This is a genomic window from Robertmurraya mesotrionivorans, assembly GCF_050971805.1.
GTDB lineage: Bacteria > Bacillota > Bacilli > Bacillales > Cytobacillaceae > Robertmurraya_A.
Window position 1 is genome coordinate 215,843 of the sequence record NZ_JBPCCH010000006.1, and the last position, 12,679, is coordinate 228,521.

Sequence of the window (12,679 nt, forward strand, 5' to 3'; positions counted from 1 at the left end):
ACCTCGTTTTTTGTATTTATTTGTTATATTATTATATCGTACTGCTAATTTTTTGTCGAAGTATTTCAGATTTTGATATATTATTGAACATAGGAGGCTTTATATGAGTTTACGTTCTGAAAAGATAGAAAAAAAGAAAAAGAAAAAATGGGTTAAAATACTGATTTCAGTTTTTATAGTATTATTTCTAACAGTTGGTGCTTACGCCTTTTCCGTTTATAATTCCCTCTCTAATGCAGTTGAAACAATGCATGAACCAATTGATAGAGTAAAATCTGATAAACGAACGGAAGATGTTGCATTAGAAGAAGCTCAGCCATTCTCTGTCTTACTTTTAGGAGTAGACCAAAGAGAGAATGACAGTGGCCGTTCTGACTCGATAATTGTACTCACCGTAAACCCTCAACAAAACACAGTGAAAATGGTTAGCATACCACGTGATACGAGAACTGAGATAGTTGGAAAAGGTACACAGGATAAAATTAATCATGCCTTTGCTTTTGGGGGCGTTGAAATGTCAATTGCAACAGTTGAAAATTTCCTAGATATCCCAATCGATTATTATATACAAATTAACATGGAAGGGTTTAAAGACATCGTAGATGCTGTTGGAGGTGTTACTGTTCAAAACACCCTAGACTTTACCTATGAAGGAACACATTTTAAAGAAGGTACACTAACTCTTAGCGGAGCAGAAGCGCTAAAATACTCCCGTATGAGATACGAAGATCCCCAAGGGGATTTTGGTAGGCAAGCTAGACAAAGGCAAATCATTCAAGGTGTAATTAATGAAGGTGCAAGTTTAAGTTCCTTAACAAATTACGGTGACATCTTTAAAGCACTTGGTAACAATGTTAAAACGAGCTTAACGTTCTCTCAAATGGTTACAATCCAAAGTAAGTATAAATCAGCAAGTAAATCCATTGAACAAATTCAACTAGAAGGACAAGGCGGAAAAATAAACGGTGTTTATTATTTTAATGTGTCCGAAGAAAAAAGAGCCGAAATACAGCAGGTATTAAAGGCACATCTTGGTATATAAAAAAGAAAAAGGAAGGAGAGCTATTATACCTCTCCTTCCTTTCTTTTATATTTATTAAAAACACTATCTTGTATTAACTTTTTTTGAGTAAAATAAACCATTGGAAGATATAATGCCACTCCAATAACAACAAGAATAATCAACTTAATTAACGGAAATAATTGATATTCATCAAATAGATATACCTTAACAAGTAGAAGGATTAAACTCATGATAATAGAGCTAACAGTTACCAAAATACTATTTTTTAATAAGGAACCGTTATCATCTAGTGTACCTATTTTCTTCTTCAACTTAATACTTGAAAATATTAAAGATATTACTGATGTTAGTACCGGCGCGACGGCTACTGAATAAAATTTTAATAAGGGTGTTAATGCTACTATTAGAATTAACGTAATACCTACTACCATAATAGAGTTTCTTGCAGGAGTCTTTGTATCCTTTAATGAATAAAAACTTCTATAAACATAATCCCGCATTGTATTAAAAGGAAATGCTAGAAATAGTATTGCACTAACTATATAAACTTCCTTAGTATTCTCCGATGTAAAATTACCCCGTTCAAATAAAACTTGTATAAGAATATCCCCCACTGCTAGAAACCCAAATACAATCGGAATTACTAATAAATTTGTTAGGTTTATATATTGTACTAATGACCTCTTTGCATCTAATATATTTTCTTCGAATTTTTTTGCTATGGTTGGGTATAACATCATTATTATATTTACAATGATTAGACCATGAATAATACTAACAATCTGATTCGAATACCCGTATATAGAAACATATCCTTCTCCAAAATAACTCGCAATAAAATTCGCAAAAACAATTGATAATTGAAAAGCCGCAGAACTTAAAATTATTGGAAAAGTGTTTTTAACTAACAACCTAAATGTCGGATTACTTAATTTAAAGGTAAATCGAAATTTAAATTCTATTTTCCTTTGCATAATTAGTAGGTACGCAATTTCTACCAAGAATGAGAGTCCAATTGTAATTGCAATCCCATATATATTTGGTTCTGAACTAATAAAAAAATAAGATATACTTATTATTATTGCTAACAGACCAGCATTCTTTGGTCTTATAAAATCATTACTGATCTGAAAGAAAGCAGTGGATATTCCTGTTATTACCTTAAAAATCTGTGATATTGCAAATATTATGGTTAATTGTAGTGTTAATACTTGAACAGACTGATTATGATTTAAAGTAAATAACTTTATTAAAGGCTCTCCAATAATAATTAATCCACTTACAAAAATTACACAAAGGACAAGAAGTGTACTTATATATGTATTTATAGATTCTGCTTCCTCTATTAGATTTTCTTTTTTTGTCAATATAGGTATGAGTACAGTGGTAATAGCTGCTGATATGACACTTACACTACTAATAGTAAGAATATTAGCAATGTTAAATGCATCCATCACTTCTCCAACTCCAAAGTTTTTTGCCATTAACATGCTTCTATACATCATTAACAACTGCGTGAGGATGGTTATGATCAAAATTAAAGAGAAAGATTTAATAAACTTCATCAGTATTCACTCATTTTCTTAAAGCTCTGTCTAGTATTGAGAAATGTTCTTCGGAACTTCTACATAGATTATCAATCTCTATTACTTCAGGATTTTGCCCTAAAAGCACTCTTGCTATGTCCTCTATTTTTTCAACATACAAATCTTCTAACTGATAATACTTAAGATCTAGACCTAAATATTCTAAAGTCTGAACTGTCTTTTTACTATAGATAACTGGAATAATATTTTGTTGGTACTTCATGGCAAGAATTAGCGAATGAAATCGAGTTGTTACCATTGCACAGCATTGTGCAAATAGGGATAAAAACCTGTCTATATCACCTTGATAGTTAACAACCTCAACATTAGATTTAATTTCTTCATCCAATCCTTGTAAAATCTGATTTATTACTTTTAAATCACTAATTTTGTTAGTGTCTTGAAAAGAAAACATTCTAACTATTTTATTATTTTCCACTAATGTCTTTATCAATTTTACATTAGTATCCACATAACTATGTTGGTTATTAGTCCCTGGCCAGTCTATTACTGAAATTCCTATGATATTTTCACTTTTATTTATATTTTGTTCGACAGGTTTACTTAGCACAATATCCGGATGCAGAGATAGCTTTATTCCTTTATCTTTTAACAGGTTGTATGAATATTCATCTCTTACCGTCATATGAGTTAATTTACGAAACGTGCGTATATAAGTATTAAGATAGTTTTCGGTCTTAATCGGCCCTACATTACAACCTAAAACAAAGGTTTTTTTCCCAAATAATTTAAAAGCAGACACTGTTATATGAAATATCTTCCACTGTCTTTTCCAATCTTCTGGCTCCTGAAACAATGAACCTCCAATTAAGATATATGCATCATAGCTCACAAGATTTAGAAGTACTGTTTTCCTGCTTATGAAACGAACTTGTGGATGATCCTTAAAAGCCTGACAGGATTCAGGGTCCTTAACCAAAAAATCAAACTGAACATTCTTATACCTATTCAATAATAAATCTAGAAAGAGGTCATCACCAAGATTATTATTAAAATAGGCATCTATAGCTACTCTCAAACTTTTCACACCTTCCACTATAAAAGTCCTTTAGTAAAGACTTTTGTTTTCCTTTAACTTCTGCTTCATATTTATTATTCTTAATAATGTATTTCTAATAAATGATAAGTTATTTATTTTTCTTAAATAAAGTAACAATGTAAAGTCGGATTTTATATAGTCTTCCAATATATCCATACCCACATTGTATACAATTGAATAATAAATATATTGTTTGATGATTTTAAAATCTCTTGCTAAAGAAGTACGGTTAATTTCATGTTTAATTCGTAGAAGGATATACAATTCACCTAATAACATTTGTTGATAATTGGTCATTGTATTTTCACTATGAATATAAACATTCGCACCTATATACTCCTCTTGAAAAAATATCTTCTTATTCCATAGAGTTTTTATCCAAAAGTACCAGTCCTCGCAATAAGACAAACCTTTTGGAAAACTTGATGCACACTCCTTTCTAAAAAGTACAGAGTGGATGGGAAAGATATTTTCTCTTAACAAGACATTATTCACATTATCCCTAGGGATAGCCTTAAACTCATTAACTAGTTGATTATCCTTTATATAACCTGTTCCACATTGAACGGCATCAAACGTATTATCATGCTCTAAAATAGATAACCCCTTTTCAATCTTCTCACTATGCAGGGTATCGTCTGAATCTAAGAACTGAATGTAATCCCCTTTTGCACGATGAATACCTTTATTCCTTGCCTCAGACCTACCACTATTCTCAAAGTAAAAATACTTTAATCTTTCATCTTTTATCTGTTTAAGAATTTCACCCGTACTATCTGTTGATCCATCATCTATAACTATAACTTCTAAATCAGAGTATGTTTGATTTAAACATGATGAAACCGTTCTTACTATAGTACGTTCAGAGTTATAGCTCGGAATAATTACTGATACTTTCGGCATGCTCTTTCACCCCTTTGGCAACACATTAATGAACTCCAGTATTTATTTGCTTATTTTCTTTCATTTGATGTTTATAAAAGAGAAATACAAATAAGGACAGGAAAGCAAGGATAGCAACTATATAATGTTCTCTAAATGGTTGTGTGATTATAGTTAAAAACGAAAAAATAATTAAGAAAACAAAGTAAACAATTACTGTATTTCTATCAAAGTTTTTCTTAACTGCTAATACTGCCAAAGTCGTGTAAAAATTGATTACAGCTAATAAGTACCATTTTCCTCCGTGAATTAATAATAGAGACATACTGTTTATCCCCAAATTTGGATGAATGTCTTGATTATTAAATTCAACAGTATTGATTCCAGCTCCTAAATGTCTAGCATCATAATTATTAAATGCTAGATAATTCAAATAAGCTCTTTCATTGTGTGGATCCGCAATCCCATAATATAACTGGTAAGCCAACAGAGCCATTTTATCGACCAACTCATTAAAACTACCTACTGTAAAGTACAGGATTATACATCCTATTAATCCTATAGAGATTATCAAACCGAATCTTAACGCCACTTTCATGGTAAAGCCTCTGATTAGGATTGAAAAACCTATAAAAATGAACAAAAATAGAATAACTGTCGGAATAATTGACTTATTTTCATTAAAATAGGATAGAACAAACATGACGGGGATTTGAATAATAAAGGATGCAAGCCATGATTTCCTTTTTGTCATAAAATAGAAAAAGAGGTTTCCTATTAGAAGAACGACCCAAAAAACGTTTAATATGCCTGTTCCAAAGGGACCTATTAAACCTGTCATATGGTCAAAATCATAATTTCCCCATGAAAGAAATCTTTTCATCATAAATGTTCCTGTGAAAAATTGCAAAATGATTATAGGGGTATTTATCCAAAAATAAATATTCAAAAAACGTAGGATTTTCTCTCCAACTTCATACAGTATTTCATAAGAATATAACGTAGCTAAATAGATAAAGTATACCAACATGATAGAAGGCATAAAAGTCATTAATATATTTTCAAAAAATACTACTCCAATCCCAAATTTATAAATATTTAACCCAATAATGAATGATAAAAACCCTAATGAGAATATTGCCCAAATTTTTATGTATCTGTCTAGATTATTGAATCTTGTTAGAAATCTCTTTTTATAAACCAACTGATAACACACGTATCCCAACACGATTAATTCTGGAATGTACCATAGTACAAACATTAACTTTACATACCTTAGAAAAAATACAGCAACTAATAAAGCAATGATAAAGAACTTGTCTATATTATTTAACTTATTCATTATTCTCCTACTCCAAATTTTTCTGTGCTATCTTTTATTTCTATCTGAATTCTTTCGCAAACTCGCTTTACCTTTCGATCAAAGTAGAGAAAGAATTTAACATTAAATGGATACCACCAGTGTTTTCGATAAAGCTTCTTTTTATTTCTTTCAAGCAAAACTGCTTTTTCTTTTTTGAAGGATGTACTCCCGAAATGGTATATAAAGGTATCATCAGCGAGAATATTTCTAAAGCCTTTTTTAATTAATCTGCAGGAAAAGTCATTTTCCTCTCCATATCCCATACCGAATGTCTCTTCATCAAAAAAACCTACCGTATCTATTACTTCCCTTTTAATATACATAGCATGGCCGACAGCTGTTGGTATAGTGGGGTATAGTCTTTCAGATACTTTTTCAATTAGATTTGAAAATTGTTCAACTGTGTAGCCGTCTGGCAGTTTATTATCCTGATTAAAATATGGAACTGATGCAATCGTTCCGTTATTAGTTAATGCTGTTACAGATCCAACTTTTTTATCAGATTGAGCAGCATTATATAATTTATCTATCCAGTAGTTTGTAACGATAGTATCCGAATTAAGTAGGATTACATCATTATTGGTGCTTCTCATCCCCTTGTTTACTGTTTTTACAAAACCAAGGTTATGTTCATTAGTAATAACCCTCACACGGTCGTCCTCAATTTGATTCAGTAATTCTGTTATCTTAGGATTTGGACTTTTATCGTTAATAATAATAAATCCATGAGGAATATTATTTTGGCATTGTAAGAGAGAATCAATACACTCTTTTGTTTCTTCATAACCATTATATACTGGTACGATAATGTCTATCATATGGTTCTCCTTATTAACTTTTTTCTACTTTGCTATTCCCATAAAATTTTCCGATTAACAAATCTGAATGTAACTTTATGGTAGGTATCTTAAATTCATTATTTATATTCAAATGTTTTTGATAAAGATCATCTACATCCAGTGTCAATAATATATCTGATAGTTCATCTCTTTCACTTACACTAAATTTCCATCCGAATTTTTCAGACACTAAATCTTTACTACCCACATTTTCTGATACAATTACGGGTGTCCCATAACTCAAAGCTTCAAGAGTAACAAAACCAAAAGTTTCTCTCCATATACTTGGAACAATCACAACATCCAATTCGGTAAAGATTTTCTCTAATTCATCCCCTGAGTATTTACCATGTAAGAACACATTGTTTTGATTAAGCCCACTACTTTCATCTCCGTATAAATGAAGTTCAAACTTATTTGCTGGTAAATTCGAAAAAGAGTTCATTAGAAGCATAAACCCTTTATATTCCTTCATAGGACCTAAATAACCTAAACGAATTTTCTTCCCTTTTACCTTTTTTGTTTTAACCTTTTTAATATCTTTATGAGTTATACTTAAAACTTCACCGGCAATATAAGGTAAATAGGTGCGATATACCTCTTCAGTTTGACTACTATTGAAATGAAAGTAATCTACCAATCCTAACATTTCTAGATAATACTCTCTTAATGTAACATATTTGTAACTGTCTCCTTCTCCAGAAACTTCAACTTCATGCTCATTGTCTTTATTTGATTGTTTCATTCCATTAATAGGTAAATATTTCTTTACCTTTTTAAGAGCTGGATAAAAGGAGGTTTGAGTTATTAACAATGCTTTAGTACTTAAAGAGTTAGAGGAACAAGTCTGACAACCCTTTCCATTCTCAAAATCATTGCAGTTCAGGTTCTCTTTGTCTTTGTATAGGTTTATAGTGGGACAAATCCCATAGTAATCATGTGTTGTGAATACAATCCTTATCCCCTGTTCCTTAGCAGCAATTAAGAACTCTTGGTGTATACCCATTAACGTATGAACATGAAGAACATCTGGCCTAATACCAGATAGAAAATCGACAAAAACATGTAATGGCCCCTGTCCAATAAAGTGCTCCGGCTCCTTAACCCCTCTAAATAATGGAAGGGGATGTGAGTTAACTAACTCAAAATGCTTTATACCATTATTATATTTGCTAGACTTTTTAATTCTGACCTTTTTATTAATAAGGTCAACCTTCCCTGGAAACAAATGAAGCACTTCATGATTCTTTGCTTGTTCTTCCATTAAATCTTTTGCATATCTAGTAAGTCCACCACTTCGAAAAGGAGGAAGGCCTAACGTATAATGCATGATTTTCATTTTTCATGTTTCCCTTCGAACAGTTTCTCATAACTATTTACAATAATATCCCAAGTGTAAGCCTCTTTTATCCGTTGCTTAGCCTTTATTCCCATTTCTTCAATCATCTGGGTTGTATAGCCATCAAGTTTATTTATAAGATTAACAAGGTTATTTGGTTTCTTACTAAAATATAAAGATGCGTCAACGCCCACTTCTTTATTAAATTGAACATCTAATAATAAATTTAAAGAGGTAGTAGATAATGCCTCCAATAGAGAAGGATTCGTCCCTCCAACTTCATGTCCATGCAAATATGCAAAAGCATTGGTACGTACTTGAAAAAGAAGTTCTTCATCGTAAATTGTACCTACAAATTTAACTCTCTCATCTTTATCAAAGTTTGTCTTTTCTTTGAGTTCCTCATAGAATTTATTCTTTTCAAGGTTTGTTACAATGACTAATTTTTTCGTTGTATTTGACTTCACAAATTCTCTTATCATTAAGTCATAATTATTTTCTGGTACGAAACGCCCTACAATTAAATAGTAATCCTGTTTTTCAAGTCCCCACTTTTTCAGCCACTCATTAAGCTTTAAGATACTCTCTTTTGGTGGGATTTTAACATCGGCACCATAGGCAATAAAAGCTGTCTTAGGATGATAGCTACTATATTCTTTCTGGATATAGTCCTCTATCGCTTTAGAATCACAAATAGCCATGTCGGTACTTTTTATCATTAGTCTTTCTGACAACTTCCAATATTTACGTACTGGTAAGCTCCACTTCGCTCTTTTCCATTCGTGACCATCTGGATTTACATAAACAGGAACGTTTATTTTATCAAATTTCCGCTTAAAATATTGCATAAAGGGACCAATTCTACACGCTAATATATATACAATCGGGTTTTCAACCTTATTGGCTACTATGTAACTATATACTTCATTTAAAGATCGCACATCATATTCAATTGCTTTAGCCGGACCAGAGATAGAAGTATTAACATTAAAACATCTAGCATCATTATGTATAGTTTCCTTCTCCTTACTTTCAGATAAACACGCAACATGATACTGTATGTTTTTTGATTTTTTATATTCAGTAAGTTTTTCAACAAATGTTTCAAATCCTCCATACCTAGAAGGGATACCTTTGCTACCGATAATAAATATGTTTTTCATCAACTATACCACTCTTTCTTGGTGTTATATTTAGTTTAAACAAAATTGTAAAATAAATAAGGGCACTTTTTCAAACTTGCTAAAAAAGTGCCCGTTATTATTTAACTACTATTAATATCCAGTCTTACTTAAGAGAACATTAAATGTACTAAAAATAAGCTTTAGATCATAGAAAACAGTCCGTTTTTGAATATACTCAATATCAAGGTTTACCATTTCCTCAAACCCAACAGTATTTCTCGCTGTTACTTGCCATAGTCCTGTACATCCAGGAACCACTAGTAATCTTTGTTTATGATAACTATTATATTCTTTAACTTCCCTTGGTAACGCTGGCCTTGGACCTACTAAACTCATTTGTCCTTTTAATACGTTAAAAAGTTGTGGAAATTCATCAAGACTTGTTTTACGCAAAAACTTCCCTACTTTAGTCACACGTGGATCATCTTTCATTTTAAACATCAAACCATTTACTTCATTATACTTCAGTAAATTCTCTAATTGTTTTTCTGCATCAGTAACCATGCTTCTAAACTTATACATATAAAACTCTTCACCATTTTTCCCAACTCTTACCTGCTTAAAAAGAACAGGACCTTTTGGGTCTTCTAATTTGATTAATAGACCTATTAAAAGAAATAAAGGTAAAAATAGTAAAATACCAAAAGAGGAGAATAAAAAATCAATTAAACGTTTTGATATATTATAAGAAAAATTCTCTTGAAATTTTCCAATTTTAATTTCACCTTCATGTGTCTTTTGCTCTATTGACATAGCCTTCATTTTTCAACCTCGCTTATATTATTTGAAGTGATTAGAAGTTAATTTAAATCATCTTTTTAGAAATGGGACTTACTTACCATCTCTGACCCTAGAAATTATATCAAATATTTATCAAATGTTAAATAGAATTTTATAGTAAAAGACTATTAAATCATCTTTTTTTTTACATTATTCGCTAATTTTTACTTTTTTCTTAAGAATATTTTATATTATTGATATTTCAAGAGATTGAGGATATGTAAATTTGAGGAAGTTAGAGGAATTATCAAATCAAATTTTATATAGTGCAATTGTTAAAATTCAAGTTTTCATCTTGTTATCATATGATAAGTCCACTGTGGATTTTCCGTTTATCATCAAAATCACCAAAAAAGGTACTAAAATAAGAATCGAAGCTTCAAGAAACGGAATTCTTTTCTCTAAAAACAAGTATCATTATGTGCAAAATTATTTGTATTTTATTGTTCTAATGGATAGGGAGAATTTTAGAAAAAGCCAATTGAGGGGATTTTTAGGAGAAAGTAGATGCAATCCATTACACAATTGGATTCGTAATTTTTGAGATTGAGTTAAGAAGAACAGTAAACTTTACTATTCTTCTTATACATTAAAATCAAGAATGCCTAGTACTATATAGACCATACATTGCCCTATCCATATACAATAAGTGATAATCCACGAGATTGCTAAGGTGAAGTGATCACCAGGGTAATAATTTAAGCACCAAATGAAAATTGCTATTGACACAGTAAACATGTATATTCCATGTTGAATTACCCACCTCATACAACTCACCTCAATATTGATAATCTTTCTTACATATATTTTAGCTAAATTTCTATAAACCCCTTTAATATCTTTTCTTCATTATCAGACTTAATATGACATTTATCCTCATTAGTGTAAAAATTGACGCTTAACAGAGTTAACTTGAACAAGCATACTTATCTCGGAACATGGAACCTTTCCCTATAACCCTTCGGATGTAGTCGTTGGACTTGGTTATACCGATGACCTTAGTGCTCTTGGGATTGCTCTTTTCCAAGTAGCAATGTATATTAATTAAAATATTAAAAGCAAAGAAAAAGAAAAACTAAAAGATTGGTTTGGAGACAATGTTGATACCTCAGACATTGATCTTAAAATAAGTTAAAAATGTAAGTGGGATAAAAGAACCTAGCCTTTATCCCACCTTTTTCTAAAAATTTTGAATCAAATATTAAACCAAATGAAAATTTCGAGAAATTAAACACCCTTTACTTTGTTGCTATATCCTTAAACATTTAATTTGTCTCTATGATACATGATCTTCTCCTCTAGATTCCCCTGGATATCCGTTTCCAAACAGCAGTCTGCTAAACACAAATAATAATATAGTCTTGCAGTGTGCCAATTCATTTTTATCTTTATTATCCAACTTTTTAATCCCATAAAACTCTCCTTTAGATTTACTATAAATCGTAAGAGTCCGTATTCGGAAACTGGCAAGCATAATCATTTACCATGATCTTAGCCCCTGTAGTTTTGCATCACCATCTTTCAATGGTTTTGCCATTATCGTACGATTTATGGTTACAAGACTATTATTGGATAAATTAACCACTTGACAAGACTTTTTTAGGGACAGGGATCCTTGTCCCAGAATAGAGGGACCAAGGACCTATCCCCATGTTTCATTGTTTTTTAGATTCCAGTCTCATTTAATCCATTTATCTTAATTTCCCCTCAGAAATCAGATATTTCATCAATCTTTTTACTAAGCAACTCCACTTTTCACAATTGGAACGATTAACTCCCTAACAGGTATTGTGAGGTTACCCGGGAATACAATTGGTAGCGCGCTTCCTGAAAGGGAAAGCAAGTGGAACATTTCAATGAAATTGCACAACAATATGAGCCTATGATTCACAAAATTATTCTAACACTAGGGATCTATAAAAACAGGGAAGAATTCTTTCAAACAGGGTTAATTGCTCTTTGGCAAGCAGCTGAACGGTACGATCCAGAACGAGGGGCCTTTTCCTCATATGCTTATTCCTATATAAAAGGTAACCTCCAGACGGAGATGACGAAGAGAAACAAACACGAGGATCATTATGTTCCCATAGATGATGAAAGCTGGGCTTTAATCCCTGACTTATCATGTCAACTCCCTTTCGAAGGGGAAGACCTTGATTGTGAGGGATTAACAGAAAAAGAGAAAAAATGGCTGATGTACACCGTCATTCACGGCTTTACAGTTAAAGAAATTGCCACAATTGAAAACGTCTCACTATCAGCCGTTAAGCTTTGGCGATCAGGAGCGAGAAAGAGACTAAGGGACAGGTTTGAACTGCACCCCAATTGTTAGACAAAAATACTAACAATTGGAGGTGTAGTTTTTATTATGAAAAAAAGCTCATTAGAAAAAATTATGGGTGCTGTAAATGCTTACCTCGAGGGCGCGGAGTCCATTAGAGATATCGCTCAGAGGTACAATGTCAGTAAATCAGTATTACACAGATGGATCGCTAGGGTTAATGAACATGGGTTAGCTGCTTTTAAAGAAACATATACAAATTATTCAGTTGAGTTTAAAATGGACGTACTAAATTACATAGACTTAGGAGCGTCCATTGATCAAGCGGCTGCGAAATTTAA

General features: G+C 31.6%; 11 protein-coding genes and 1 riboswitch. Of the genes, 3 read left to right on the forward strand and 8 right to left on the reverse strand.

The features are described from left to right. Positions 1-103: 103 nt before the first annotated feature. A complete protein-coding gene (tagU, locus tag ACRX5O_RS12670; RefSeq protein ID WP_433906292.1) occupies positions 104-1,042 on the forward strand; it encodes a polyisoprenyl-teichoic acid--peptidoglycan teichoic acid transferase TagU in 939 nt (312 codons plus the stop codon). Positions 1,043-1,065: 23 nt separating this feature from the next. Here the strand turns inward: tagU and murJ are convergent, their stop codons facing one another. From murJ to ACRX5O_RS12710, 8 genes are all read right to left on the reverse strand, one after another. Continuing rightward, positions 1,066-2,508 carry a murein biosynthesis integral membrane protein MurJ gene (gene murJ / locus ACRX5O_RS12675; protein WP_433906293.1) on the reverse strand — a complete coding sequence of 481 codons (1,443 nt, stop codon included), beginning with the start codon at positions 2,506-2,508 and terminating at the stop codon, positions 1,066-1,068. A 91-nt stretch (positions 2,509-2,599) separates the two neighbouring features. Continuing rightward, a complete protein-coding gene (locus ACRX5O_RS12680) occupies positions 2,600-3,649 on the reverse strand; it encodes a polysaccharide pyruvyl transferase family protein (protein WP_433906294.1) in 1,050 nt (349 codons plus the stop codon). 30 nt (positions 3,650-3,679) lie between these two features. Next, complete coding sequence (locus ACRX5O_RS12685; RefSeq protein WP_433906295.1) at positions 3,680-4,573, reverse strand: glycosyltransferase family 2 protein; 894 nt, start codon at positions 4,571-4,573, stop codon at positions 3,680-3,682. A 25-nt stretch (positions 4,574-4,598) separates the two neighbouring features. Beyond that, entirely contained in the window at positions 4,599-5,894 is a 1,296-nt protein-coding gene (locus ACRX5O_RS12690; RefSeq protein ID WP_433906296.1) for a hypothetical protein, read from the reverse strand. After that, positions 5,894-6,733: a glycosyltransferase family 2 protein gene (locus ACRX5O_RS12695; protein WP_433906297.1), complete on the reverse strand. Its 840-nt coding sequence runs from the start codon at positions 6,731-6,733 to the stop codon at positions 5,894-5,896. The genes ACRX5O_RS12690 and ACRX5O_RS12695 overlap by 1 nt, the downstream gene beginning before the upstream one ends. Positions 6,734-6,746: 13 nt before the next feature. Beyond that, entirely contained in the window at positions 6,747-8,093 is a 1,347-nt protein-coding gene (locus tag ACRX5O_RS12700) for a glycosyltransferase (RefSeq protein ID WP_433906298.1), read from the reverse strand. Next, positions 8,090-9,256, reverse strand: a complete 1,167-nt coding sequence (gene cps2T, locus ACRX5O_RS12705; protein WP_433906305.1) for a beta 1-4 rhamnosyltransferase Cps2T — start codon at positions 9,254-9,256, stop codon at positions 8,090-8,092. The genes ACRX5O_RS12700 and cps2T overlap by 4 nt, the downstream gene beginning before the upstream one ends. A 111-nt stretch (positions 9,257-9,367) precedes the next feature. After that, positions 9,368-10,039: a sugar transferase gene (locus ACRX5O_RS12710; RefSeq protein ID WP_433906299.1), complete on the reverse strand. Its 672-nt coding sequence runs from the start codon at positions 10,037-10,039 to the stop codon at positions 9,368-9,370. A 1,473-nt stretch (positions 10,040-11,512) separates the two neighbouring features. Then, positions 11,513-11,602: riboswitch (cyclic di-GMP riboswitch) on the reverse strand. 298 nt (positions 11,603-11,900) lie between these two features. Between ACRX5O_RS12710 and ACRX5O_RS12715 the strand changes: the two genes are divergently transcribed. After that, complete coding sequence (locus ACRX5O_RS12715; protein ID WP_433906300.1) at positions 11,901-12,389, forward strand: sigma factor; 489 nt, start codon at positions 11,901-11,903, stop codon at positions 12,387-12,389. Positions 12,390-12,425: 36 nt separating this feature from the next. Beyond that, positions 12,426-12,679 (forward strand): helix-turn-helix domain-containing protein (locus ACRX5O_RS12720; RefSeq protein ID WP_433906301.1); only part of this gene is annotated, 254 nt, incomplete at its 3' end.